General features: G+C 67.6%; 22 protein-coding genes, 1 tRNA gene and 2 pseudogenes. 3 read left to right on the forward strand and 22 right to left on the reverse strand.

Annotated features, from left to right (window positions below; translation table 11 throughout):
* Positions 1 to 27: 27 nt before the first annotated feature.
* Complete coding sequence (locus RCH22_RS07715) at positions 28 to 954, reverse strand: DMT family transporter (RefSeq protein ID WP_327013461.1); 927 nt, start codon at positions 952 to 954, stop codon at positions 28 to 30.
* A 40-nt stretch (positions 955 to 994) separates the two neighbouring features.
* On the opposite strand from RCH22_RS07715, the gene def reads away from it, so the two are divergent.
* The gene (gene def, locus RCH22_RS07720; protein ID WP_327013462.1) at positions 995 to 1,561 is read left to right on the forward strand and encodes a peptide deformylase; all 567 of its coding nucleotides are present in this window, start codon (positions 995 to 997) and stop codon (positions 1,559 to 1,561) included.
* 2 nt (positions 1,562 to 1,563) lie between these two features.
* Here the strand turns inward: def and RCH22_RS07725 are convergent, their stop codons facing one another.
* The 17 genes from RCH22_RS07725 to recO all read right to left on the reverse strand — a co-directional run bounded on the left by RCH22_RS07725 (position 1,564) and on the right by recO (position 18,188).
* Positions 1,564 to 1,851, reverse strand: coding sequence for an AzlD domain-containing protein (locus RCH22_RS07725; RefSeq protein WP_327013463.1), 288 nt, complete (start codon positions 1,849 to 1,851; stop codon positions 1,564 to 1,566).
* A gap of 14 nt (positions 1,852 to 1,865) precedes the next feature.
* Complete coding sequence (locus RCH22_RS07730; RefSeq protein ID WP_327015472.1) at positions 1,866 to 2,294, reverse strand: AzlC family ABC transporter permease; 429 nt, start codon at positions 2,292 to 2,294, stop codon at positions 1,866 to 1,868.
* Between the two features lie 148 nt (positions 2,295 to 2,442).
* The gene (locus tag RCH22_RS07735) at positions 2,443 to 3,318 is read right to left on the reverse strand and encodes an ATP-binding protein (protein ID WP_327013464.1); all 876 of its coding nucleotides are present in this window, start codon (positions 3,316 to 3,318) and stop codon (positions 2,443 to 2,445) included.
* 96 nt (positions 3,319 to 3,414) lie between these two features.
* Positions 3,415 to 3,487, reverse strand: a tRNA-Asn gene (locus RCH22_RS07740).
* Positions 3,488 to 3,596: 109 nt separating this feature from the next.
* Positions 3,597 to 4,604: a D-isomer specific 2-hydroxyacid dehydrogenase family protein gene (locus tag RCH22_RS07745; RefSeq protein ID WP_327013465.1), complete on the reverse strand. Its 1,008-nt coding sequence runs from the start codon at positions 4,602 to 4,604 to the stop codon at positions 3,597 to 3,599.
* Complete coding sequence (locus tag RCH22_RS07750) at positions 4,588 to 5,430, reverse strand: dipeptide/oligopeptide/nickel ABC transporter ATP-binding protein (RefSeq protein ID WP_327013466.1); 843 nt, start codon at positions 5,428 to 5,430, stop codon at positions 4,588 to 4,590. The genes RCH22_RS07745 and RCH22_RS07750 overlap by 17 nt, the downstream gene beginning before the upstream one ends.
* Before the next feature lie 5 nt (positions 5,431 to 5,435).
* Positions 5,436 to 7,184: an ABC transporter ATP-binding protein gene (locus RCH22_RS07755; protein ID WP_327013467.1), complete on the reverse strand. Its 1,749-nt coding sequence runs from the start codon at positions 7,182 to 7,184 to the stop codon at positions 5,436 to 5,438.
* Positions 7,181 to 8,272 carry an ABC transporter permease gene (locus RCH22_RS07760; RefSeq protein ID WP_327015473.1) on the reverse strand — a complete coding sequence of 364 codons (1,092 nt, stop codon included), beginning with the start codon at positions 8,270 to 8,272 and terminating at the stop codon, positions 7,181 to 7,183. The genes RCH22_RS07755 and RCH22_RS07760 overlap by 4 nt, the downstream gene beginning before the upstream one ends.
* Before the next feature lie 26 nt (positions 8,273 to 8,298).
* A complete protein-coding gene (locus RCH22_RS07765; protein WP_327013468.1) occupies positions 8,299 to 9,384 on the reverse strand; it encodes an ABC transporter permease in 1,086 nt (361 codons plus the stop codon).
* An 86-nt stretch (positions 9,385 to 9,470) separates the two neighbouring features.
* A complete protein-coding gene (locus RCH22_RS07770) occupies positions 9,471 to 11,099 on the reverse strand; it encodes an ABC transporter substrate-binding protein (RefSeq protein ID WP_134558462.1) in 1,629 nt (542 codons plus the stop codon).
* A 156-nt stretch (positions 11,100 to 11,255) separates the two neighbouring features.
* Entirely contained in the window at positions 11,256 to 13,124 is a 1,869-nt protein-coding gene (gene dnaG / locus RCH22_RS07775; RefSeq protein ID WP_327013469.1) for a DNA primase, read from the reverse strand.
* A 94-nt stretch (positions 13,125 to 13,218) separates the two neighbouring features.
* Complete coding sequence (locus RCH22_RS07780) at positions 13,219 to 14,466, reverse strand: deoxyguanosinetriphosphate triphosphohydrolase (RefSeq protein WP_327013470.1); 1,248 nt, start codon at positions 14,464 to 14,466, stop codon at positions 13,219 to 13,221.
* A complete protein-coding gene (gene dusB / locus RCH22_RS07785) occupies positions 14,459 to 15,646 on the reverse strand; it encodes a tRNA dihydrouridine synthase DusB (RefSeq protein ID WP_327013471.1) in 1,188 nt (395 codons plus the stop codon). The genes RCH22_RS07780 and dusB overlap by 8 nt, the downstream gene beginning before the upstream one ends.
* 66 nt (positions 15,647 to 15,712) lie before the next feature.
* The gene (locus RCH22_RS07790; protein WP_327013472.1) at positions 15,713 to 15,841 is read right to left on the reverse strand and encodes a hypothetical protein; all 129 of its coding nucleotides are present in this window, start codon (positions 15,839 to 15,841) and stop codon (positions 15,713 to 15,715) included.
* Positions 15,841 to 16,524 carry a DsbA family oxidoreductase gene (locus tag RCH22_RS07795; RefSeq protein WP_327013473.1) on the reverse strand — a complete coding sequence of 228 codons (684 nt, stop codon included), beginning with the start codon at positions 16,522 to 16,524 and terminating at the stop codon, positions 15,841 to 15,843. The genes RCH22_RS07790 and RCH22_RS07795 overlap by 1 nt, the downstream gene beginning before the upstream one ends.
* Before the next feature lie 111 nt (positions 16,525 to 16,635).
* Positions 16,636 to 17,469, reverse strand: coding sequence for an isoprenyl transferase (locus RCH22_RS07800; RefSeq protein WP_327013474.1), 834 nt, complete (start codon positions 17,467 to 17,469; stop codon positions 16,636 to 16,638).
* On the reverse strand, positions 17,466 to 18,188 hold the full coding sequence (gene recO, locus RCH22_RS07805) for a DNA repair protein RecO (protein ID WP_134446041.1): 723 nt from the start codon (positions 18,186 to 18,188) through the stop codon (positions 17,466 to 17,468). The genes RCH22_RS07800 and recO overlap by 4 nt, the downstream gene beginning before the upstream one ends.
* A gap of 127 nt (positions 18,189 to 18,315) precedes the next feature.
* On the opposite strand from recO, the gene RCH22_RS07810 reads away from it, so the two are divergent.
* Both RCH22_RS07810 and RCH22_RS07815 read left to right on the forward strand, forming a co-directional pair.
* Positions 18,316 to 19,014: a trimeric intracellular cation channel family protein gene (locus tag RCH22_RS07810; RefSeq protein ID WP_134446042.1), complete on the forward strand. Its 699-nt coding sequence runs from the start codon at positions 18,316 to 18,318 to the stop codon at positions 19,012 to 19,014.
* Between the two features lie 227 nt (positions 19,015 to 19,241).
* Positions 19,242 to 19,979 carry a hypothetical protein gene (locus tag RCH22_RS07815; RefSeq protein WP_327013475.1) on the forward strand — a complete coding sequence of 246 codons (738 nt, stop codon included), beginning with the start codon at positions 19,242 to 19,244 and terminating at the stop codon, positions 19,977 to 19,979.
* 148 nt (positions 19,980 to 20,127) lie between these two features.
* Here RCH22_RS07815 and leuA read toward each other — a convergent pair whose 3' ends face one another.
* The 4 genes and pseudogenes from leuA to RCH22_RS07835 all read right to left on the reverse strand — a co-directional run.
* Positions 20,128 to 21,900 (reverse strand): 2-isopropylmalate synthase, encoded by a 1,773-nt coding sequence (leuA, locus tag RCH22_RS07820; protein WP_327013476.1) that lies wholly within the window; start codon positions 21,898 to 21,900, stop codon positions 20,128 to 20,130.
* Positions 21,901 to 22,124: 224 nt separating this feature from the next.
* On the reverse strand, positions 22,125 to 23,120 hold the full coding sequence (locus RCH22_RS07825) for an ABC transporter permease (RefSeq protein ID WP_327013477.1): 996 nt from the start codon (positions 23,118 to 23,120) through the stop codon (positions 22,125 to 22,127).
* Positions 23,117 to 23,877 (reverse strand): annotated as a pseudogene (locus RCH22_RS07830) (ABC transporter ATP-binding protein). The gene RCH22_RS07825 and the pseudogene RCH22_RS07830 overlap by 4 nt, the downstream one beginning before the upstream one ends.
* A gap of 100 nt (positions 23,878 to 23,977) precedes the next feature.
* Positions 23,978 to 24,472 (reverse strand): annotated as a pseudogene (locus tag RCH22_RS07835) (LuxR C-terminal-related transcriptional regulator); the annotation flags it as partial.
* Positions 24,473 to 24,485 lie beyond the last annotated feature (13 nt).

The following is a 24,485-nucleotide window of genomic DNA, read 5'->3' on the forward strand; positions in this document are numbered from 1 at the left end:
CTCGCCCATCCTCGGCGACGGCGCGCCCTATTCCGATACGGTAACGGATGCCTGCGGATGGTGGCGAGACAGCAGGATGACACCCCAGATCGCGATGGCACCTGCGAATGCGAACGCCACTCCCGCCCACACAGGGGCCTGTGCGATCTCGCCGAGGACGACGATGCCGATTCCGACCGCCACCAGCGGATCGATCACTGTCAGGCCGGCGATCACGAGATCGGGCGGTCCCGACGAATACGCGTTCTGGACGAAGTAGGCACCGAGAGCTGCCGCGAGGAGCAGGCCGACGACGCAGGTGAGCGTCAGCCACTCGAAATTGCCGTTCTGGGTGCGGTTGATGATCACCTTCGCCAGGGTCGCAACGAAGCCGTAGAGCACACCGGCGCCGGTGATGTAGAAGATCGCCTTGAACTTGGTGTGCAGCAGCGCGAACGCGACGACGAACGCGACGAGCACCGCGCCGAGCACGATCAGGATGGTGATGAGGTTCTTGTCGGTCACCGGCTTGTCCACGGCGAAGAAGGCCGCGACGGTGACGAAGAGCCCGATGCCGCCGACGCAGACCGCGATGGCGATCTTGGAGGCCCGGTTGACCGGGGTCCTGGTCACCCGGGCGTTGACGATCGACGTGATCACGAGGGCGACTGCGCCGAGGGGCTGCACGACGATGATCGGGGCGAAGGCGAGGCTCGAGAGCTGGAAGACGATGGCGAGGCCGAGCATGAGGGTGCCGATCACCCAGGACGGCCGGCGCAGCAGGAGCAGCAGCTGGTGCGGGTCGAGGCCTCCCGTGACCGCAACGGTGTTGGCTTCGACCTTGTTGACGCCCCGGTGCTGGAACTGGGCTCCCAGCGACAGGAACACGCCGCCGATCAGGGCGAGCGGTATGCCGATCGCCTGGCGAGGGTCGACGGGGAGGTCGACGGTGAAGTCAATCAGGTCGAGGTGCACTCAACGACCCTACGACGGAACGGCCCGATATCCTTGCTGAATGGCCGTTCGCTCAATTGTTATTTTCGGAGACCCCGTCCTCCACACCCCTGCCAAGCCCGTCGAGACCTTCGACCAGGAGCTCCGCGATCTCGTCCAGGACATGTTCGAGACGATGGACGCCGCTCCCGGAGTCGGCCTCGCCGGCCCGCAGGTCGGCATCCCGCTGCGCCTGTTCACCTACGGCTACCTCGACGACGACAACCGACAGTGGCGCGGCGTCGCGATCAACCCAGAGCTCTGGATCACTCCGGTCCCCGCCGGAGAGGCAGACGAGGACGAGGACGTCGAGGGGTGCCTGTCGTACCCGGGCGAGCGATTCCCGCTGCTCCGCTCCCCCAGGGCGATCCTCCGCGCAATGGACCTCGACCAGAAGCCGTTCGAAATCCACGCGGACGGCTGGCTCGCCCGGATCTTCCAGCACGAATTCGACCACCTCGACGGCACGGTGTATGTGGATCGCCTCGAGCACTTCTACGCGAAGATCGCCACGAAGGTCACGCGCAAGCGCGGCTGGGGCGGTCCCGGCCTCTCGTGGCTTCCGGGCGTCGACAACCTCGACGAATAGGCTCAGAAGAGGGCGCGAAGGCCTGCTGCCATAGGCGCGGCCACGATCACGACGATGATGAACGGCACCCGCAGGGCGAACAGGACGACCGCGACGAGGACCGCGGGCACCCGGGCGTCCAGGGCCGCGCCCGTCCCCGCGCCGAGCGTCTGCATCGCGATGAGGGCCGCGAGCAGGGCAACGGGCACGAGTTCGCTGATTCTCGCCAGGGTCGGCTTCTTCAGCACGGAGGCCGGCACGAGATAGCCGGCGAGCTTGAGCACGACACAGGCGATGGATGCCGCGATCACGATGTGCCAGAGGGTTACCTGCCGCTCCCCCGCATTGGAGTGCCGGAGGGGGCGCCGGGACGCGCGCCGGCCCAGTTGGACCAGCCGACGACGACGACGAGCGCGGCCGCAAGCACAGGCAGCCCGGGCGCGAGCACGGGCGTCAAGGCTGTGGCCACGACGAGGGCCTGCCGCCTCTTCAGCCGCGGCCAGAGCAGGCCGACGATGGGCGCGGTGCGAATGCCGTAGAGGCCGTTCCGGGTGCCGAGCAGTGCGGCACCGGCTATCGCCGATGAACCTGCCGCGACCCCGCCGGCCGCGAGTACCCCGATCAGGGCGAACTGGGATCCCCCGGAGAACATCACCAGGCTGAGGAATGCCGTCTGCCAGAGCGTGACGCCGGAGGCGACGGAGAGCGCCCCGAAGGAGAGCCCGTAGGCGACCGTCGTGACGCCGACGGCGATGCCCTCGCGCGTCGCGACCCGGTCGAGAGCCCGGGCGGCGACCTTCTGGGCGGCGGCGTCCTCGGCAGTGTCGTCCTAGGAGGTGTCGTTCTAGGAGGTGTCGTTCTCGGCAGCGTCGTCGTCGGCAGGGAGCTGCGCGGGCATCCCGCTACCGGGAGAGGTTCACGCCGTGCACACCGTTGTGGTAGCGCAGGGACGGGAAGACTGCGGCCACGGAGAAGCCGACGCCGGGAACGGTGCCCGCCGTGAAGGTGCCTCCGAAGAGCTCTGCGCGCTCACGCATCTGGGTGATGCCCGCACCGGACACGCTCTCGCTGAGCGCGTGCAAGTCGTCGTCGATCGTGTACCGGGTGCGCGCCGCGACCTCGTCGGGGTCCGAGCTCACCCTGCGGGCGGCCGCGCGGATGCCGTCGTCGTCAACGAGGAGCTGCAGGCCATCCCTGGTCCAGGCGAAGGAGACGTTCGCCGCCGTGCCGCGGCCGCCGTGCGTGAGGGCGTTGGCGAGTGCGCCCTGCAGGATCCGGAAGATCGCGAGTTCGGCGCCCGGCTTGAGCGGGAAACGGTCGCCGGACTCGGCGAAGCTCACCTGGAGGCCGGCGTCGCGCATCACCCGGAACAGATTCCGCGCGGGCTGCAGGCCCGGCTGGGGCGTGTCGACGGTTTCGCCCTCGCGCACGATCGTGAGCACCCTGCGCATGTCCGCGAGGGCGACCCTGCCGTCCTCGACGAGGGCCGTCGCGACCCGGACAGCGCTCGCGGGGTCGTTCTCTGCCGTGTACCGCGCACCCTCTGCCTGCGTGATCAGCCGGGCGACGTTCAGCACCGCGCCGTCCTGAAGCTCCCGGATGATGCCGAGGCGGCCGTTCTGTTCGGCGAGGGACAGTTCGAGGTCGATGCGCATCCGTTCGGCCGCCGTGCGGTCGAAGATGTTGCGGCGAAGGCGCACGGCCGTGAGGAGCCACAGCAGCAGCAGGACGACGGCGGCGGCGGCGAGCACGCCGGCTGCGAGAGGCCAGAACTCCACGGTGTCGCCTTTCCAGAACTTCCAGACGAAAAGAGAAAAAAGAATGAAATAGAAATAGAAAAGGCCACCCGGGGTGGAGCCCTGAGTGGCCTTTCGCTCCCCGACTTGGACTCGAACCAAGAACCGTCGCATTAACAGTGCGATGCTCTGCCAATTGAGCTATCGAGGAAAAGCTGGAACAGCGTTTCCGCTTGAACAGCGTTATTACTTTACCAAGAATCGCCCGTTCGCCAAATCGGGGTCGGGAAGCGGTCTCCTCCCGGCACCCCGGCACCGGCTCAGTACCCGCGCTGCGGGTCGACGACGCCGACGAAACGGCCGTCACCGAGGAAGGCCAGCACGTTGAGCCGGATCCGTTCGGCGAGCAGCGGAGCGGTCATCTCGGGCGTGTCCGCCGAGTGAGGCGTGATCAGGCAGCGCGGCTCCGTCCAGAGAGGATGCCCGTCGGGCAACGGTTCCGGTTCCGTGACGTCGAGCGCAGCACCGGCGATGCTCCCGGCGGCGAGGGCCACGACGAGGGCATCGATGTCGATGAGCGGACCGCGGCCCACGTTGACGAGGTTGGCGTTGCGGTTCATCAGCGCGAGCTCGGGGGCGCCGATCAGATGCCGGGTGTCTGTGGTGAGCGCTGCCGCGACGACGACGACGTCGGCGTCAGGGAGGACCTCGTGCAGGGCGCTCGTCTGCACCGTGCGCGAAGCCCCGGCCACGGGCTGTGCGGACCGGCGCACAACGGTCACCGTCGTCCCGAACGGTTCGAGCAGCCGGATGAGTTCGAGGGCGATGCCGCCTGCGCCGATGATCACGACGTGGCGACCGTACAGCGAGCGTCCCTCCGGCAGGGTACTCCAGCTCAGGGCCCTGGCACGCTTGGGCAGCACGCGCAGGAGCGCGAGGGTGAGCGTGAAGGCGTGCTCGGCGACGGGCTGGGCGTATGCGCCCTTCGCACTCGTCCAGAGCAGTCCGGGCCGGTCCTGCTCGGCCAGGAGGTCGCTGAACGCGTCGACGCCTGCCCACGGCAGCTGGACCCAGCCGATGCCCGGGTTGTCGTCGAGGGCGGCGCGGAGCTCGTCCGCACGCCCATAGGAGAGCCAGATCAGTCCTCGGGTGGCATCCGAGAGCGGTCCGAGGACTCCCCCGGCCGCCTGCACCGCCCACGTGGCGGTGTCTGCGGGGTGCGGGAGGATCGCGATCGGCCCGCTCGCCGGCCGCTGCCCGAACGGAACGGCCGTGACCGTGCCGGACAGGACTGCTTCGTGCTGGGCGTGCTCAGGTAGCGCTGTCATGCTGTCCGTCCTTGGTGAGTGCCGCAGCAAGCTCGGCGACGTAGGGATGCCACGGGTCGGCGAAGACCTCGTCGATCGTGCCGAGGCCCACGAGAACGCCCTGGTACAGCACGGCGATCCGGTCGGCCACGCGCCGGAGAACGGCAAGGTCTGAGCTGATCACGACGGCCGTAAAGGCGCGTTCGCGCTGCAACTCGCCGATCAGATCGACGACGGCGTCACGGACGGTGACGTCGACGCCCGCGAGCGGCTCGTCCGCGATCAGGAGGGTGGGGCCGAGCACGAGCGAGCGGGCAAGCGCGACGCGTTGCCGCTGGCCGCTGCTGAGCTCGTACGGGTATTTCGTGAGCACGGTGAGCGGCAGGCGAACGGTATCCACCATGGTCGCCACGAGCGTCCTGAGGGCACCGGGCTGGTACCGGGCGTCGCGCTCGAGCACGGGCTCCGCGACGAGTTCGCCGACGGTGAGTGTTGCCGGAAGCATCTGGCCGGCGTCCTGGGCGAGCATCCCGACCCCGAGGGTCAACCGGGCGAGCTTGCGGCGGCTGATGCCCCGCAACCGCAGGCCGAGCACGGTCGCCACGCCACCGGTGATCACCGGTCGTCTGTCCGTGCTGCCCGCCGATCCCCCGCTCCCGGAGAGCACCCTGGCGAGGGTGCTCTTGCCTGAGCCGCTTTCGCCGAGCACACCGAGCACCTCGCCGGGATTGACCCGGAGGGTGATCCCGCGCAGGGCGGCGAAGGAGTCGCTCGCACCGTGGGCCGGATACGAGACGGAGAGGTCGTCCATCGCGATGGGAAAGGTCCATACCGCGCCGCGAGTCATGGTTCCTATCCTGCCGTACGCAGCTCCCGCAGCTTCTCACGGCGTCCGGCCTGTTCCACCGGGTCCGGAACGGGCAGCGAGGCGAGCAGGCGCTGCGTGTACGGATCCTTCGGGGCGCCGAGCACCTCCGCGCTCGTGCCCTCCTCGACGAGCTTGCCGTGGTAGAGCACCGCGATGCGGTCGGCGAGGATATCCACGACGGCGAGGTCATGGCTGATGAAGAGTGCCGCGAAACCGAATTCCCGCTGGAGCTCTGCGAAGAGCTCGAGGACGCGGGCCTGCACGGAGACGTCGAGCGCCGAGGTAGGCTCGTCGGCGATCAGCAGGCTGGGCTCGAGCGCGAGTGCCCTCGCGAGGCTCGCGCGCTGGCGCTGGCCGCCGCTCAGCTCGTGCGGGTACCGGTCCCCATAACTGCGCGGGAGCTGGACGGCCTCGAGCAGTTCGTCGACCCTGGCCCGTGCCGCAGCAGGGTTCTTCGCCCTGCCGTGCACGATGAGCGGCTCTGCGACGCAGTCGGCGATGGTCAGCAGTGGGTTGAAGCTTGATGCCGGGTCCTGGAAGACGAAGCCGATGTCGCTGCGGAGCTTCTTGAAGGTGCGTTCCTTGAAGCCGTTCATCTGGTGGCCGTGCACGGTCAGGGAACCGTCCGTCACCCGGGTGAGGCCGGCGATGGCGCGGCCGATGGTGGTCTTGCCGCTTCCGCTCTCGCCGACGAGGCCGAGGACCTCGCCGGGGCGGATGCTGAAGCTCACGCCGTCGACGGCGGTGAAACCGCCACGGCCCATCCGTCCCGGATACTCGATGCGCAGGTCCTTCGCGACGACGACGGGCGTCTCGGCGGTCCAGCCGGGCGTCCGCGCGGCCGCGCGGTCGGCCGCGTGCACGACGCCCTGGCCGAGGTGCGGAACGGCGGCGAGCAGCTTCTTCGTGTAGTCGTTCTGCGGGAACGCGAACAGGGTGCGCGCATCCGCTTCTTCGACGACCTTGCCCTGGTACATCACCGCGACCCGGTCCGCGAGGTCGGCGACGACGCCCATGTTGTGGGTGATCAGGACGATCGCTGTGCCGAAGTCGTCTCGGCAACGGCGCAGCAGGTCGAGGATCTCGGCCTGAACGGTGACGTCGAGCGCCGTGGTCGGCTCGTCCGCGACGATGAGTCCGGGGTCGAGCACGAGGGCCATTGCGATGACGACGCGCTGCTTCTGGCCGCCGGAGAACTGGTGCGGGAAGTAGTTGACCCGGATCTCAGGGTCGGGGATGCCGACCCTGCCGAGGATCTCGACGGCCTTCTTCTTCGCCTCGGCGCGACTGAACTGGCCGTGGGCGCGGATGCCCTCCATGATCTGCCAGCCGACGGTGTAGACGGGGTTGAGCGCGGTGGACGGTTCCTGGAACACCATCGAGACGTCGGTGCCGCGGAGCTGTCGGAGTTTCTGCTTGCCGACGGAGATCACGTTGTTTGTGCTCGAGCCGTCCTTGCTGCTGAGGAACACGGCACCCGACGACGTCGCGGTCTCCGGAAGCAGGCCGAGGATGGTCTTGGCCGTCACGGTCTTGCCGCTTCCGCTTTCGCCGACGATCGCGAGGACCTCGCCGGGCGCGACCCGGAGGCTGACGCCGGCGACGGCGTTCACGGCGCCGGCGTCGGTCGCGAAGGTCACGGTGAGGTCGGTGATGCTGAGCACGTCGGAGCTTCGAGCGGTGCTGGGCACGCCTCCGGCGGACTCGGGGGTGGTGGCGGATGCCGCGGTCATGACCGGTCCTCGAATCCTTCGTCGGTGAAGCTGTCTATGTCGGCGTCGATGCCGTCGGCGCCGCCCTCGAGGCCGTCGAGGCCGCCAGGGCCGCCCGTGAGAGTGCCGCCGGGGACGACGGAAGTCGCCGCGACGACGGAAACGACCTTGCCGACCGAACGGCGACCGCGGAGGCGCGGGTCGGCGAGGTCGTTGAGGCTCTCGCCGACGAGGGTGATGCCGAGCACGACGAGCACGATCGCGAGACCGGGGAACAGCGAGGTCCACCAGATGCCGCTCGTGACGTCGGAGAGGGCCTTGTTCAGGTCGTAGCCCCACTCGGCTGCGGCGCTCGGCTCGATGCCGAAGCCGAGGAAGCCGAGACCGGCGAGGGTGAGGATCGCCTCGGAGGAGTTGAGCGTGAAGATGAGCGGTAGGGTGCGGGTGGCGTTCCGCAGCACGTGCCGGAACATGATCCGGCCGTTGCTCGCGCCGAGGACCCTGGCGGACTCCACGTAGGCCTCCGCCTTGATCCGGACGGTCTCCGCGCGGATCACCCGGAAGTACTGCGGGATGAACACGACGGTGATGGAGATGGCCGCCGCGAGCACTCCGCCGACGAGGTCGGACTTTCCGCCGGAGATCACGATCGACATCACGATCGCGAGCAGGAGGGACGGGAACGCGTAGACCGCGTCGCAGACGACGACGAGGATGCGGTCGAGCCAACCGCCGAAGTAGCCGGAGACGAGGCCGAGGAATACGCCGGCGAAGATGGAGAGTAGCACCGCGACGACGATCACGAACAGGGCGGTCTGGGCACCCCAGAGCACGCGGGACAGCACGTCGTAGCCGCCGACGGTGGTCCCGAGGATGTGAGCGCCGCCCGGGGGCACCTGGGCGCCGAAGGGGCCGTTCGCGTCACGCAACTGGCTGTAGCCGTACGGCGAAATCACCGGGGCGAAGATGGCGGTGAGCACGAACAGGCCCGAGATGACGAGGCCGGTGACGAGCATTCCCCGCTGCAGGCCCATGCTCTGCTTCACCTGGTGCACGACGGGGAGCCGGTTCCAGAGTGTGGCGAGACCGCCGCGGCGGTCGGGGACGATGGTGGTGTGTGGCGTGTGGCTCACGGTCAGTACCTCACCCTCGGGTCGATGATCGCGGCGATGATGTCCACGATGAAGTTGGACAACGCCACGATCACGGCGAGCAGGGCGACGATACCCTGCACGGCGACGAAGTCACGTGCCTTGAGGAATTCGGAGAGCATGAAGCCGAGGCCCTTCCATTCGAAGGTCGTCTCGGTCAGCACGGCACCGCCGAGAAGCAGGGCGATCTGCAGGCCGATCACGGTGATGATCGGGATCAGGGCCGGCCGGTATGCGTGCTTGGAGACCAGCCGGAACTCGCTCACCCCCCGCGACCGGGCGGCATCCACGTAATCGGTGCCGAGGGTGCCGATGACGTTGGTGCGCACGAGACGGAGGAAGACACCGGCGGTGAGGAGGCCAAGGGCGATCGCCGGGAGCACGGCGTGCGCGAGCACATCCATGAGCACCGTGGGGTTGCCGGTCATGATCGCGTCGATCGTGTAAATGCCGGTCTTGCTGGGCAGGAACTGCATCTGCAGCTCCGAGCCGGTCGTCGCCCGTCCCGCGACGGGCAGGACTTTGAGCCAGACCGAGAAGATCAGCTTCAGAAGCAGGCCGGAGAAGAAAACCGGGGTGGCGTAGCAGAGGATCGCGAAGATTCGGAGGGAGGCGTCCTGGCCCTTGTCGCGGAAGTACGCGGCGACCATGCCGAGCGGGATGCCGACGATGAATGCGACGAGGAGCGCGTAGAACGCGAGCTCGGCGGTGGCGACGCCATAGGTGAGGAGGACGTCGACGACGGGCTTGTTCGTGCTGATCGTCGTGCCGAAGTTGCCGGTGAAGATCTGGCCGAGGTACTCGAAGTACTGGACCAGGATGGGCCGGTCGTAGCCGGCCGCGTGGATGCGTTCGGCGAGCTGGTCGGCGGTGAGGCGGCCACCGAGGGCGGCCGTGATCGGGTCGCCGGTCGCGCGCATCAGCCAGAAGACCATGGAGACGAGAATAAAGATCGTCGGGAAGATGAGCAGGAAGCGGACGGCGATGTAACGACCGATCCCCCCGCCTGGGGAGGTTCGTTTGCGCCGGATTCCCTGGGGGGCGGTCGGGCGCGCTGCCACTGTTGTCATCACTGCCTATCGATCGAGAATTGAGAGGGGGCACCCAGCGCTCTGGCTGAATGCCCCCCGGCTACAACTGGTGAAGCAGGCCGGACTTAGCCCTTCTTCAGCGCCGCGTAGCGGAACTTGAAGGATGCGTCGAGCGTGTCGGTGGTTCCGGTGACCGTGGTCCCGGTGACGGCGACCTGGGCGCCCTGGAGGAGGGGCAGGGTCGACAGCTGGGCTGCGACCTTGTCCTGGATCTCCTCGATGAGCTTGGTACGGGCGTCCTTGTCGGTCGTGACGGCCTGCTGCTTGATCAGGTCGTTGACGACAGAGTCGCTGTAGTGGTTTCCGACGAAGTTACCATCGGCGAAGAACGGCGTCAGATAGTTGTCCGCGTCCGAGTAATCCGGGAACCAGCCGAGCTGGTAAGCGGGGTATGCGTCTTTCACGCGCTCCTTGGAGTACGTGACGTACTCCGTCGAAGCCAGGTTGACCGTGAAGAGGCCGGAGGCGTCGAGCTGATCCTTGACGAGCGCGTATTCATCGCTCGAGCCGGGGCCGTAGTGGTCGGTGTTGTACTGCAGGTTGAGGGCGACAGGGCTCGTGATGCCAGCGGCTTCGAGCGTTGCCTTGGCCTTCGCCTTGTCGGGGCCTCCGTTGCCGTCGCCGTAGAGGCCCTTGAGGGACTCGGTGGCACCGGTCATGCCGGCCGGAACGTAGGAGTAGAGCGGCGTGTACGTGCCCTTGTAGACCTGCTTGGCGATTTCGGCACGGTCGACGAGGTCGGCGACGGCCTGGCGGACGGCGAGCGACTTGGCCGGGTCGGCCTCGGGCGTCTTGGCGCCGAACGGCTGGGTGTCGAAGTTGAACACGATGTAGCGGATCTCCCCGCCGGGTCCGTCGACGACCTTGACCTTGTCGTTGCCGCGCAGGTCATCGATGTCCGTCGAGGACAGGCTGCGGAAGGCGACGTCGATATTGCCTTCCTGCACGTCGAGCTTGAGGTTCGACGCGTCGGCGTAGTACTTCACGTTGACGACATCCGACTTCGCCGCGCCGAGATTGCCCTTGTAGTCCTTGTTGGCCTTGTACCCGATGAGGTTGTTGAAGTCGTAGCTCGTGATGACGTACTGGCCTGCGAAGGCGTTCGCCTTCACGATGTCGGCATCGGGCGTGATCGCGGTCGCCGAGAAGGTCTCCTCGTCGACGATCACGCCGGCAGGGCTCGACAGGATCTGCGGGAAGACCTGGTCGTTTGCGGCCTTCAGGGTGAAGACGACGGTGGTGTCGTCCGGAGCCGCGACGCTCGCGAGGTTGTAGAGCAGGGTCGACGGGCCGTTGGCGTCCGCGATCGACAGCTGGCGGTCAAAGCTGAACTTCACGTCCGAGGACGTGAGCTTGTGACCGTTCGCGAAGACGAGGTCGGGCTTGAGCGTGACCGTGTACTCGGTGGGGGTCGTGAACTCGGCCTTGGTCGCGATGTCCGGCGTCACATCGGCGGTGCCGTATGCGCTGTTCATCAGGAACGGGAAGACCTGGTTCATCACGGCGAACGAGCCGTTGTCGTACGAGCCGGCCGGGTCGAGCGTCGTGACCTTGTCGGTCGTGCCGATCAGGAGGGTGCCTCCGGCGCTTGCAGTGGTGCCGCCTGCCGAGCAGCCGGCGAGGACGAGCGCGGAAGCGGCGACGAGCGCCAGTCCCCCGATCAGCCTGGTGCGCCTGGTGGGTGAAAATGCCATGTGCGTGAGCCTCTTTCTCTCGAAATGCGGCAGAGGCGGCATGCGAGGGAGCCGCACCTCTGCATTGCTGTAACGAAAGGAATATCACGAAAAACGCAATTTGCCCGAATTCTCGCCAGAATATTTACCTAGCTGCAACACGCGAGGTGCGCTCAGTTACTCATCCCTCAGGTTGCGCCGCTCGAGTTCGACCCGCATGAGTTCACGCTGCAGCGCCGTGTACGGCACACGGTCGGTGGGGTCAGCACGCTGCAGCCGGCCGAGCAGCTCGGCTTTCTGGCGGAGGAAGTCCCGGTCGATGAGCGCTACGGTCACGTCGCGCACGTAGCGTTCGACTTCGCGTTCGGTGCGTTCGGGAAGTGGCGCCATCGCCAGGTCGGTGACCAGGTTCTGCAGGGGAAGCGGTACGTCCGCGACCACGCGCTCGATCCAGTCCGGCGCCGAGAGGGTATCCAGGTTCGCCGCGATCGCGTCACGCACGACGGCGAGGGACTGGTGGGTGAATCCCGTCTGCACGGCCCGCTGCAGCAGTTCGACACCAACGAGGGCCGGACGCTGGAGCATGGCCATCAGCCCGTCGCGTTCCAGGCGGGTGACCGGGTCCGTCGGCAGTTCGACCATCGAGAACGGGCGTTCGCGCGCGGGCTCGACGGTCTCACCGCCTCGGCCGGCGACGGATGTCCCCGACGCGGTACGTGAGCGGCTGAGCGCGGCCGAGACGGCCCGGCCGACCTCGCCGAGCTCCATGCCGAGCATCCGGGCGAGCTCGTGCGTATAGCCCGGCCGGAGGGCGGGGTCGCGGATATCGCTCACGAGCGGGGCCGCCGCCCGGAGGGCAGAGACCCGTCCTTCGACGGTCTCGAGGTTGTACTGGGCGAGCAACTGCCGGATCATGAACTCGAACATCGGCTTCTTGGACTCGATCAGCCGTTGCACGGCCCCATCGCCCTTGTGCAGCCGCAGGTCGCACGGGTCGAGGCCCTCCGGGGCGACGGCGACGAAGGTCTGCGCGGAGAAACGCTGCTCCTCGCTGAACGCGCGGACGGCGGCCTTCTGGCCCGCGGCATCCGGGTCGAAGGTGAAGACGACCTCGCCGACACCGCTGTCGTCGCCGAGGACCCTGCGGAGCACCTTGATGTGGTCGACTCCGAAGGAGGTGCCGCAGGTCGCGACGGCGGTCGTCACGCCGGCCAGGTGACACGCCATCACGTCGGTGTACCCCTCGACGACGACGACCTGGTGGCTGCGGGAGATGTCCCGTTTGGCGAGGTCGAGCCCGTAGAGCACCTGCGCCTTGTGGTAGATCGGCGTCTCCGGGGTGTTGAGGTATTTCGGGCCCTTGTCGTCGTCGAGGAGCTTGCGCGCCCCGAAGCCGATCGTCTGGCCGGTGATGTCGCGGATGGGCCAGACCAGCCGGCCGCGGAAGCGGTCGTAGACGCCGCTCGAGCCCTCCCGGCTCGACACCAGTCCGGCGAGGGTCAGCTCCCCATCGGAGTAGCCGCGACCACGGAGGTGTCTGGTCAGCTCGTCCCAGCTCTTCGGGGCGAAGCCGATCCCGAACCGGGTCGCCGCGTGCGCGTCGAAGCCGCGTTCGCCGAGGAACGTGCGGCCGACGGCGGCCCCTGCGCTGCCGAGCTGCTCGACGAAGAACTCGGCGGCGGCCTGGTTGGCCGCGTAGAGCCGTGCCCGGTTGGTGTGGTCCGGCGCATCCGCCCCGCCGCCCTCGTAGTGCAGTTCGAGGCCGACCCGGCCCGCGAGTCGTTCCACGGCCTCGCTGAAGGTGACGTGGTCCATCTTCTGCAGGAACGAGTAGACGTCGCCGCTCTCGCCGCAGCCGAAGCAGTGGTAGAAACCGACCTGCGGGCGCACGTGGAAGCTCGGGCTGCGTTCGTCGTGGAAGGGGCACAACCCCTTCAGGGAGCCGACGCCGGCCGACTTGAGGCTGACGTAGTCGCCGACGATGTCGGCGATATTGGTTCGGGCCTTGACCTCTTCAATATCGCTTTGTCGAATCAGGCCTGCCATAGCTGAATGTTATCCCGCCGCGCACCAGATCTCGGCACGGGACGGGTTCTGCACAGGCATCTGCCCAGACTTCCGCGTAGGCGTCCGCACTGGCTCAGTTCTGGATCAGGCGCTCGTACCACGCGAGCGCGGACTGGTCGGTGAGGCTCGCGACCTGGTCGACGACGACGCGCTTGCGGGCGGCATCGTCCGCGGCGGCGTGGAAGTCTTCCTTCGAGCCGGCGTCGAGGTGTTCGTCGCCGGTGGCGAGAAGCCGGTCGGCGAGCAGCGTCAGGACCTGGCGCTGCTGCTGGTAGATCGGCTGCCGGGTGTTCTTCGACATCACGAAGGCCGCGACGACGCCCTTGAGCACGGCGATCTCGGCTGCGATATTCGGCGGTACCACGACGTGGGCACCGAAGCGCGCGATGCGCTCGGCCGGGTAGGCCTGGCGGGTGGCGTAGACGGCTGCTCCGGAGAACCGGCCGATGAGCTGGCTCGTCAGGTTCTTGAGCCGCCCCTGGTCACGCCGCCCTGCCGTCCAGCCGCGCAGCCACGAGTCGAGGGCTCCGAGGCGGTCGTATGCTGCCGCGAGGTCCGCGTGGGAGACGGCGCCGCCGATCCAGGCGTGCATCGAGGAGACGAGCTCGGTGCTCGCGCGGCCGTTCAGGGCGGCGAGGTCGAGGTAGCCGTTGACGACGGCATCCTCGAAGTCGTGCACGGAGTATGCGATGTCGTCGGAGAGGTCCATGACCTCGGCCTCGATGCACAGCATCCGGTCGGGGGCGTCGGTGCGCATCCACTCGAAAGCGGGCAGGTCGTCGGGGTAATACCCGAACTTGGCGCGGCCGCTCGGGTCGGACACGGATTCGCCGGCGGGCCACGGGTACTTGCAGCTCGCGTCGAGGCTCGCGCGGGTGAGGTTGAGCCCGTAGCTGCGGCCGTCGGGGCCGAAGACCTTCGGTTCGAGCCGGGTGAGCAGGCGCAACGTCTGCGCGTTGCCCTCGAACCCGCCGATATCGAGGGACCAGACGTTGAGCGCCTTCTCGCCGTTATGGCCGAAGGGAGGATGCCCAATGTCGTGCGCGAGGCAGGCCGTGTCGACGACGTCGGGGTCGAGGCCGAGACGTTGGGCGAGCTCGCGTCCGATCTGCGCGACCTCGAGGGAGTGGGTGAGCCGGTTCCTGGCGAAGTCGAGTCCGGCGGTCGGGCTGAGCACCTGGGTCTTTGCGGCGAGGCGGCGGAGGGCGCTCGAATGCAGCAGCCGGGCGCGGTCGCGCGCGAAGTCGCTGCGGCGTGAGCTGTGTTCTTCCGGGAAGTAGCGTTCCTCGTCGAAGCTCGTGTACCCCGATCGGTTAGCCACCGCTGGTGTCCCCTTCGCCCTCGGTGAGCCGGGCGCGTTCGGAGCCGACGAGTTCCTGCGAGTCGAGCCAGTGCTCGGGCAGGCTGGTCCTCTTGGGGCTGCCTGCCCGGCCGCGGGGACCCTCCGCGCCGATGCCCGGGTACTCCTGGGTCGGGTCGAGCGTGCCGAGAAGGTCGTCGAGCTGGGCGAGGGAGACCACGGAGGCGAGGCTGGCTCGCAGTTCACCGCCGACCGAGTAGCCCTTGAAGTACCAGGCCACGTGCTTGCGCACGTCGCGGCAGGCACGTTCCTCGCTGTCGAAGAATTCGGTGAGCAGTTCGGCATGCCGGCGGAAGGTGTCTGCCACGACGCCGAGGTTCGGCTGGATGAGTGCGGCCCCGGCGCCCTCTGCTGGACCGAAGGCCGCCGCGAGATCGCCGAAGAGCCACGGCCGGCCGAGGCAGCCTCGTCCGACGACGACGCCGTCGCAGCCGGTTTCCGCGACCATCCGAACCGCGTCCTGGGCCGACCAGATGTCGCCGTTGCCGAGCACGGGGATACTCGTGATTGCCTGCTTGAGGGTCGCGATCGCCGCCCAGTCCGCCTGCCCGGAATAGTAGTCGGACGCCGTGCGCGCGTGCAGTGCTATGGCGGAAACGCCGGCGCCTTCTGCGGCCCTCGCTGCCTCGAGGTAGGTGAGGTGGTCGGAATCGATGCCCTTGCGCATCTTGATCGTGACCGGAACGGCCCCTGCCGCGTTCACTGCGGCCTCGACGATGCTCCGGAAGAGGCCGAGCTTCCAGGGCAGGGCGGCTCCGCCGCCCTTGCGTGTCACCTTGGGCACCGGGCAGCCGAAGTTGAGGTCGATATGGTCTGCGCGGTCCTCGGAGACGAGCATCGTGACAGCTTCGCCGATGGTCTTCGGGTCGACCCCGTAGAGCTGGATGGAGCGGGTGGTCTCACTCTCGTGGTGGTCGATGAGGCGCATCGAGCCCGGGGTGCGCTCGACGAGCGCGCGCGAGGTGATCATTTCACTCACATAGAGCCCGGCGCCGAATTCCCGGCAGAGCCGACGGAACGCGGTGTTGGTGATGCCGGCCATCGGTGCGAGGACGACGGGCACGTCGAGCGTGAGCGGGCCGATCCGCAGTGCGGGGACCGGCGACGGGTCCGTGCGCGAAGCGGTGAGTTCAGGAGTCATTGGTTCAATTCTCCCAGATGCGGGCGGCCATGCTGACCCGTGGGAGCAACCCGCACCGATCGAGGACTAGATTCCGCAGGAATCGCCCGCGCAGCTCCCGGCGCCGGACTGGCCGAGGAGCTGGATGATGGGGGTGACGCGCTGTGCCTGGACCGCGGCGACGGGGACGGCGGGGACGACGGTGGCATCGGTCATCAACGGTCCGCCCCTGCTGCTGCGGTCGTTCCTGCGGCCTCGTTCTGGTCGGCCTGGGCCTGGCGGAGTGCGCCGGCGAAGGCCTCGGGGTCCTGGGCCCCGGAGATGCCATACTTCCCGTCGATCACGAAGAACGGGACGCCCTGGATTCCGTAGGCGTTCGCCTGGGCTACGTCCGCCTTCACGTCGGCGAGATAGTCGTGGGTGGTCAACGCGCGGACGACATCCGCCCGGTCGAGTCCGATTTCGGCGGCGAGGTCCGCAAGGTCTTCGATGCGACCGACGTGCCTTCCGTCGACGAAATAAGCCTTGAGCAGGCGTTCCTTCATGTCGAGCTGGCGACCGTGGGCCTTGGCGTAGTGCAGCAGCTCGTGGGAGATGACGGTGTTGGTCTGGTGCACCGAGTCGTAGTCGTAGTGCAGGCCGACGCTCTCGGCGATTCCGGTGACGCGGGCGAGCATCTCGGTGACCTGGGCGACGGGGATGCCCTTGCGCTCGCTCAGGTAGTCGATGGGACTGCCGGCGAAGTCGACCGGGGTATCGGGGGCCAGCTCGAAGCTGTGGTATTCGACCTCGACTGAGCCGTCGAAGAGTGCGGCCCCTGCCTCGAACTTGCGCTTTCCGATGTAGCACCAGGGGCACTGCACGTCGGACCAGATGTCGACCTTGATAGTTTCGCTCACACCCGGTCCAAGCCGTCGGTCCCCCGATCTATTCCCCGTGTCGCGTGAGGTGTCGCACATCGACGTCAAACCCGCTCATGAGCGTCGATTCGCGACCCCTCAGGCAGCGGATCAGGTGCTCGGGGTGTCGACCGCCCCGCCGTAGCGGCGGTTGCGGGCGGCGTAGAGCTCGATGGCATGCCACAGCTCCGCCCTGCCGAAGTCAGGCCAGAGGGTGTCGAGGAAGACCATCTCGGCGTATGCGCTCTGCCAGAGCAGGAAGTTGCTCGTGCGCTGCTCCCCCGAGCTCCGCACGAAAAGGTCGACGTCCGGGAGGTCTGCCGTGTAGAGCTGGCGCTGGATCGCCTTCTCGGTGATTCCGGAAGGCTTCAACCGGCCGGCGGCAACCTCCTCGGCCAGCGCGCGGACGGCATCCGTGATCTCGGTGCGCCCGCCGTAGTTGACGCACATCGTCAGGGTGAGTCCGGTGTTGCCCGCGGTGAGGCGCTCGGCGTACTGCAGTTCGTTGATGACGGAGGCCCACAGGCGTGGCTTGCGGCCAGCCCAGCGCACACGCACGCCCCAGTCGTTGAGCTGGTCGCGGCGCCGGTGCAGTACGTCCCTGTTGAAGCCCATCAGGAAGCGGACCTCGTCCGGGGAACGTTTCCAGTTCTCCGTCGAGAAGGCGTAGACGCTCAGGTGCTTGACGCCGATCTGGATGGCGCCGGCGACGACGTCGAGGAGCGCGGCCTCGCCGGCCTTGTGGCCTTCGACCCGCGGGAGTCCGCGCGCGTTCGCCCAGCGGCCGTTGCCATCCATGACGATCGCGACGTGCTCGGGAACGACCTTCGCCGGCAGCGCCGGCGGGTACTGGCCGGTCCAGTCGAGCGGTCGGAACGGCATGGCGTCCTTGTGCGTGAACGGCTTCGGGGCGAAGGGATTCAGCGAGCTGGGCTTCGGGGTCATCGACTGACGTGCTCCAAGGATCGGAGGCCCCGGCCGAGGTGCCACTGCGTGTATGCGGCGACGACTCCGTTAGCCTGGTTCCTGGTCTGCTCTGGCATGGATTCGGCCTGGTCCCAGTCGCCCGCGAGCAGGGAGCCGAGGAGCAGGATGGTCGCCTTGTCGAGCCGGGGCGACCCGGGGGCCGCGCAGTCGTCGCAGACGATTCCGCCGACTTGCACGACGAGCGCGGAGTGATCGCCGAGTGCGCCGCAGCGCGCGCAGCCCTGGAAGCTCGGCGCCCAGCCGGCCATCGACAGGGCACGCAGCAGGTAGGAGTCGAGGGTGAGGCTCGCGCCGTGTTCCATCCGGGAGAGGGAGCGCAGGGCCCCGACCAGGAGCAGGTATTGCTGCAGGGACCCCTCGGCCTCGGTGAGCTTGTCTGCGGTCTCGACCATGGCGCTCGCCGCGGTGTAACTGGCGTAGTCACCGGAGATCAGGGCGCCGTATGAGCCGATCGACTCGGCCTGGGTGACGATGTCGAGACTGCGGCCCTCGTAGAGCTGCACGTCCGCGACCATGAACGGTTCGAGTCTGGCCCCGAATTTGGAGGCCGTGCGGCGGACGCCTTTGGCGACGGCACGGACCTTGCCGTGCTGGCGGGTGAGCATGGTGACGATCCGGTCGGCTTCACCCAGTTTGTGGGTGCGCAGCACGACGGCTTCATCACGGTAAACAGGCACGTCCTATTCTCCCACCTGAGCGGGCGTTGTGGATCCGGTTCCGGCCGACGCGCCGGTCGCGCGGGTTCCTGTCTGAACGCGCCTGTCGACGGTCAGGAAACCCCGCTGCGGATGGTTTCATTGGAGGGTGCCTCCCATCCTGTTCACGATCCCGCTCTGGATCGACCTGACGGCGGTCGCCATCGGCGCGATCCAGGGGGCCATGTTCGCCGGGCGATTCACCGATCGCCGCTTCGACCTGCTCGGCATCGCCATCATCGGCGTCACGGTCGGCCTCGGCGGCGGACTCCTGCGCGATATCCTGCTCGGCGGGGTGCCCGCTGCCCTGCAGAGCAACTGGTACCTGCCGATCGCAGGCGGATCCGCCCTCCTGGGCATGCTGTTGCAGAGCCTCTTCAACCGCCTCGGCCCGTTCATCATCGCGCTCGACGCCGTGACGATCGGCCTGTTCGCCGCTCTCGGGACGAGCAAGGCGCTCGCGCACGGCCTCCCGGAGATTCCGTCGCTGTTCGTGGGCGTGATCACGGCCGTCGGCGGCTCGGCGCTCCGGGACATGATGCTCAACGTTCCGATCGCCGTCATGCACGTCGGTTCGTTCTACGCCATGGCCGCTGGATTCGGCAGCGCTCTCCTCGTCGTCCTTTTCGAACTGCACGTGGACATCACCATCGCCGCGATCGCCTGCGTGATCGTGACCACGGTGATGCGGATCCTCGCGGCCCGGTACGGCTGGAGCCTGCCCGAACAGCGCGCGATCGGCAGCTGGCCGCGCTGGCGGCGTCGCGTGCGCCCCGCAACGCTCCGCCGCCGTCGCACCCACGACTGAATCCCCCAACCAGGTCCGGCCTCTGCCCGTCCTGCACATTCCGGGCGGCCCACAATTGAGCCGCGGAATTCCGCGGCACCGCCGCCGCAGGGCGGGAATTTGCAGGAGTTATGCCCACCGAGACGGCGTGGGAGGACGGAGAAATCGGCGGGGATTCCCTCTCGCATTTGTGGGCCCGCGGGGAGACACTAGTGAGGAGAACTCACATGTCTGGAGGACCCATGAATATGCTGAAGGGCAACTCGCCCGATCCGATGCCGGTACCGAGCCTGATGCCGGTCCTGTCCCGCGGCAAACACCGCACGCCGCGCTCCGGTGCCTGCTTCATGGAGTTCGCGTCCTACCTCGCAGGCGAAGCCTGGAGTGACCATCCGGCGTGCACGCACCCCCTGGTCGCCTCCCTCGCCCGCATGGTCAATGACTGCACCTCGGACAGTTCCCGGGTCCGCCTGGTGCCCCTGATCCCATCTGTCATCGGCCTCAAGGGCGACAACCCCCGGGTACGGCTGCTGATCGCGGTCAGGGCCGCGACCGCGGCGCTTCCCGTGAGCAGCTCGGATCACCAGCGTGCGCTTGCCGTCGGGATCCTGAACTGCGAGCGCCAGCTGGAGGGGCTCGATGGCGAGTTGCCCGAAGGCCTCGAGGCCCGCATCCGCACCGCGTTCGACGCGGCGCCGGAGACCGAGCGGTGGGCGCGCGAGTTCATCTCCTCCATGGGGGCATGGTCGCGTACCAAGTTCACCGATCGCACGGCGGAGACGATCATCCGGGTATCGGTTCAGGGTATTGCTGAGGCGTGCACCCCGAATCCCGACGACCGCCTGTTCGAGTTGCTCTCCGGGGTGATCGACGACGCGACGCGTCTGCTTGTTCCGACGCAGCCGGCGCAGATGGCGCAGATGGCGACGTCTGCAGTCGAGCGACCGGCCGAGACACATCCCGCAGGGGTGCGCGTGCGCAGCTGACTCCAGAAAAACCAGACCTTCGGATGTGCAGTTGAACGCAGGTCAGAAACCACCGCGATCGGGGCGATCCGTGAACGTCCTCGAACGTCGGAACCCTATGGGAGTCGAAGCCACCGGACACCTGCCTTCCCGCTGATCGAGCCGGTTCCTAGGCCGGAACACCTGCCAGGGTGAGGTCGCCTGCCACCGCACGGATGCCGCGGTTGACCGCAGAGACGACGGCCTTCAGCGACGCGGTCGAGATATCGGCGTCGATGCCGACACCCCAATAGCGCCGGCCGTTTACGTCGAGTTCGACGTAGGACGCGGCCAGGGCGTCTCCGCCGGCGGACATGGCGTGTTCGACGTAGTCGTAGAGCGTGATCGCGATGCCGCGCTCGGCCATGATTCCCAGGAACGCCGCGATCGGACCATTGCCGGCACCCTCGACGCGCTCGACTCCGTCGTCGTCCCTGAGGTCGACGGTGAGGTCGACACGGCCGCCCAGGTCGCTCGAGGTCCGCGTGGAGAACAGTTCGAACCGGCCCCACTTGTCGTCGGGCTGCCCACTGGAACTCGGCAGGTACTCGTCGTTGAAGATCTCCCAGATCTGCTCGCTCGTGACCTCGCCGCCCTCGGCATCCGTCTTGGACTGGACGACCCCGGAGAACTCGATCTGGAGCTTGCGGGGCAGGTCGAGGGAGTGGTCGGTCTTGAGCAGGTAGGCGACGCCGCCCTTGCCGGACTGCGAGTTGACCCGGATCACGGCTTCGTAGCTGCGACCGAGGTCCTTCGGGTCCACCGGCAGGTAGGGAACCGCCCACTGGAGTTCGTCGACGGATCGGCCCTGGGCCGCGGCATCCGCCGCCATGGCTTCGAAGCCCTTCTTGATGGCGTCCTGGTGCGACCCGCTGAAGGCGGTGAAGACGAGGTCTCCTGCCCAGGGGCTGCGTTCGGGAACGGGCAGCTGGTTGCAGTATTCGGCGGTGCGCTTGACCTCGTCGATGTTGCCGAAGTCGATCTGCGGGTCGATGCCCTGGGTGAACAGGTTGATGCCGAGTGCGACGAGGTCGACGTTGCCGGTCCGTTCGCCGTTGCCGAAGAGGCAGCCTTCGATCCGGTCTGCGCCGGCGAGGTAGCCGAGCTCCGCCGCCGCGATCGCGGTGCCGCGGTCGTTGTGCGGGTGCAGGGAGATCAGGACGTTCTCACGCTGGTCGAGGTGCCGGGACATCCACTCGATCGAGTCGGCGTAGACGTTGGGACTGGCCATTTCGACGGTGGCGGGCAGGTTGATGATGACCTTCCGCTCCGGGGTCGGCTCGAGGACGGCGATGACCTGGTTGCAGACATCGACCGCGAATTCGAGTTCGGTGCCGGTGTAGCTCTCCGGGGAGTATTCGTAGTAGATCGTCGTGCCGGGGACGGTCGCTTCGAGAGCGCGGCAGGTACGTGCGCCGAAGAGGGCGATGTCGATGATGCCCTGCTTGTCCTCGCGGAAGACGACCTCGCGCTGCAGCACGCTCGTGGAGTTGTAGAGGTGCACGATGGCCTGCTTGGCGCCGGTGATCGATTCGTACGTGCGTCGGATCAGGTGTTCCCTCGCCTGGGTGAGCACCTGGATCGTGACGTCGTCCGGAATGGCGTCCTCGTCGATGAGGCTGCGCACGAAATCGAAGTCGGTCTGGCTGGCCGACGGGAAGCCGACCTCGATCTCCTTGTAGCCCATGCGCACGAGCATGTCGAACATGATGCGCTTGCGCTCAGGGCTCATCGGGTCGATCAGCGCCTGGTTGCCGTCACGCAGGTCGACGGCGCACCAGCGCGGTGCGACTTCGATGTGCTTCGAGGGCCAGGTGCGATCGGGCAGGTCGACCGCGAACTGCTCGTGGTACGGACGGTACTTGTGGATCGGCATCGTCGATGCGGACTGGTTGTTTCTCATGGTCGTGATCTCCTCGCTGGGGTTGGGATAGCCAACAACAAACGCCGCGACGAGGGAGGCCTCAGATTAGGACTCGTCGCGGCAGCGAAGGAGGAGCTGACCGAACAACACAAGGGAATGCTAACACCGATTTCCGGCGGGCATCCTGAGAAGAGTCTGAAGCGACGGTCGACGGATGCCGCGCACCCGTCGCGGGCGCGGCATCCGTCGCCGGACCACCGGTCTCACCCGGCGGCGAGGGCCACAATCGGCGCCAGTGACACCGCCCCACGAGCGGGCAGGATCGTCGCGCCGACGGTGAGCACAACGGTACCGACCACGCAGAGGGTGACGAGGAGCCAGGGAATCGACGGCGCCACCAGACCCGAATGGGTGACGGATCCGAACAGTGATTGTGCCGCCGCCCAGCCGTACGCGACCCCGAGCACCAGGCCGAGGGTGACGACTGCCACGGTCATCTGCACGCTTTCGGCGAGGATCATCGCGCGAACCTGCCTGCCGGTGAAACCGAGGGCCCGGAGCAGGCCGATCTCGCGAGAACACTGCAGCACGCTCAGTGCCAGGTTGGTGATCATGCCGACTGCGGCGATCAGGGCGCTGAAGCCCACGAGCACTGAGATTGCGGCGAGGCTGGTCGACACCGTCTCGGAGACGGCCGCACGCGTCGCCGAGTCGTCCATCAGCGCCTGCATCATGGTTTCGAAGGTCGATCCCGCGACGGCGAACATGGTGATGAGTGTCACCGCGATGACCGGCCCGATGGTGGTGCGGGCACTGCGCTCCGGGATCAGCCCGGCGCCGAAGGCAAGCCGGACCCCGGCGAAACTCAGCAGGATGCCGGCGGCGGCGGCCAGCACGGCTCCGGCGAGCCCCACCTTCAGCCCGTCGAGGGCCACGGCGCGGCGCTGGTCACCCGCGCTCGACCCGATCAGGCGCATGAGCGCGATCGTGCGGGTCCGACCGGCGATGACGGTGGCCACCGTGTTAGTGGTCACGATCGCACACACGTACACCGCAATCGTGATGAACAGGAATGCGACGATCGAGAGGGCAGCAGGAACCGCTGCAAGGCGGGACACGTCATTGCCACTCACGACGGTGGCGAGCACACTCGTCGTCTCCAGGAGCACCACGCCGAAGGCCGATGCGGGCGCCGCCACGAGCAGGCTCGCACCACGGCCGGCGTGCCCGGTGGCGCTGGCGGTTTCGCTGCCGCTCATGCGCGCTGCTCCATGCCGAGCATGATGCCGGAGATCTTTTCCGCGGTGGAGCGTTCCCGGTCTTCGACGACCCTGCCGTCCGCGAGGAAGAGGATGCGATCGGCGAAGCTGGTCGCGATGGGGTCGTGGGTGACCATGGCGATGCTCTGGCCGTAGCCGGTGCTCGCCGCCTGGAGCAGGGTGAGCACTTCGCGCCCGCTCCGGGAGTCGAGGTTCCCGGTCGGCTCGTCGGCGAAGACCAGCTCGGGCCTGGTGGCCAGGGCCCACGCGATGCCACTCGCTGTTGCTGGCCACCGGACAGCTCGTGCGGACGATGCCTGAGCCGGTCGCCCAGGCCGAGGGAGTCGGTGAGCTGATCGATCCAGGCCTTCTCCGCCGCATCCGGCCGCCGCCCGTCGAGAGCGAATGGCAGGGCGATGTTCCCCCGCACGTCCAGCGTCGGGACGAGGTTGAACGACTGGAAGATGAAGCCGATCCGGCGGCGGCGCAGGACCGTCAGTTCCGAGTCGCCCAGGCCGGTGATCTCGGTATCACCCAGCCGAACCCGGCCGGAGCTTGCCTCGTCCAGTCCCGCCATGATGTGCATCAGGGTGGACTTGCCCGAGCCGCTCGGCCCCATGACCGCCGTGAACTGGCCACGACGGATGCCGATGGACACGTCGTCGAGCGCCGTTACCGAGGTGGTGGCTGATCCATAGGTTGCACAGAGGTTGGTGACTCTGGTCGCGAGGCCGAGTTCTGCAGAGGCGATTTCCATGCTTCAACGCAAGGAATCGCTGCCCCATCACCGCATCGGGCAACAGAGGTATCCCGGACACCGAGGGGATGACTGCCGGCCGGACCGGGTCATCCGCTCATTACTCCGTGAGGCCGTGCTGGAAGGCATACACGACGAGCTGAACCCGGTCGCGCAGGATGAGCTTCGAGAGGATACGGCTGATGTGCGTCTTGACGGTGGCCTCACTGAGGAATTCACGCGCCGCGATCTCCGCGTTGCTGAGGCCCAGGGCAGCAAGGGCGAAGATGTCACGTTCGCGGCCGGTCAGTGTGCCGAAGGCCTCGGGTTCCACCGGCTGCGCGGCGGCCGGCGCGTCGAAGTGGGCGAAGAGTTCGCGGGTAGCCGATGCTGCGATGACGGCATTGCCCGCGTGCACGGTACGGATTGCGGCCGCCAGGAACTCGGGATCCGCATCCTTGAGCAGGAAGCCGCTTGCCCCGCCCCGAATAGCCCTGCTCGCGCTTTCGTCGAGTTCGAAGGTCGTCAGGACGACGACGCGCGGCGGCATCACCCCGGCAGCCTCGGCCGCGCCCAGAATGGCGACGTCCGCGTCGATCCCGTCAGGTCAGGGCAGGTCAGGCCAGGTC

It is taken from the genome of Cryobacterium sp. GrIS_2_6 (assembly GCF_035984545.1).
Classification (GTDB): Bacteria; Actinomycetota; Actinomycetes; order Actinomycetales; family Microbacteriaceae; genus Cryobacterium.

What these genes read in the sequence shown, in the direction of transcription:
- def (WP_327013462.1), top strand. Translation starts at nt 995, where the DNA reads ATGGCCGTTCGCTCAATTGTTATTTTCGGAGACCCCGTCCTCCACACC.
- RCH22_RS07745 (WP_327013465.1), bottom strand. Translation starts at nt 4,604, where the DNA reads ATGACAGCGCTACCTGAGCACGCCCAGCACGAAGCAGTCCTGTCCGGC.
- RCH22_RS07750 (WP_327013466.1), bottom strand. Translation starts at nt 5,430, where the DNA reads ATGACTCGCGGCGCGGTATGGACCTTTCCCATCGCGATGGACGACCTC.
- RCH22_RS07755 (WP_327013467.1), bottom strand. Translation starts at nt 7,184, where the DNA reads ATGACCGCGGCATCCGCCACCACCCCCGAGTCCGCCGGAGGCGTGCCC.
- RCH22_RS07765 (WP_327013468.1), bottom strand. Translation starts at nt 9,384, where the DNA reads ATGACAACAGTGGCAGCGCGCCCGACCGCCCCCCAGGGAATCCGGCGC.
- RCH22_RS07770 (WP_134558462.1), bottom strand. Translation starts at nt 11,099, where the DNA reads ATGGCATTTTCACCCACCAGGCGCACCAGGCTGATCGGGGGACTGGCG.
- dnaG (WP_327013469.1), bottom strand. Translation starts at nt 13,124, where the DNA reads ATGGCAGGCCTGATTCGACAAAGCGATATTGAAGAGGTCAAGGCCCGA.
- dusB (WP_327013471.1), bottom strand. Translation starts at nt 15,646, where the DNA reads ATGACTCCTGAACTCACCGCTTCGCGCACGGACCCGTCGCCGGTCCCC.
- RCH22_RS07790 (WP_327013472.1), bottom strand. Translation starts at nt 15,841, where the DNA reads ATGACCGATGCCACCGTCGTCCCCGCCGTCCCCGTCGCCGCGGTCCAG.
- RCH22_RS07800 (WP_327013474.1), bottom strand. Translation starts at nt 17,469, where the DNA reads ATGACCCCGAAGCCCAGCTCGCTGAATCCCTTCGCCCCGAAGCCGTTC.
- RCH22_RS07815 (WP_327013475.1), top strand. Translation starts at nt 19,242, where the DNA reads ATGCTGAAGGGCAACTCGCCCGATCCGATGCCGGTACCGAGCCTGATG.
- leuA (WP_327013476.1), bottom strand. Translation starts at nt 21,900, where the DNA reads ATGAGAAACAACCAGTCCGCATCGACGATGCCGATCCACAAGTACCGT.
- RCH22_RS07825 (WP_327013477.1), bottom strand. Translation starts at nt 23,120, where the DNA reads ATGAGCGGCAGCGAAACCGCCAGCGCCACCGGGCACGCCGGCCGTGGT.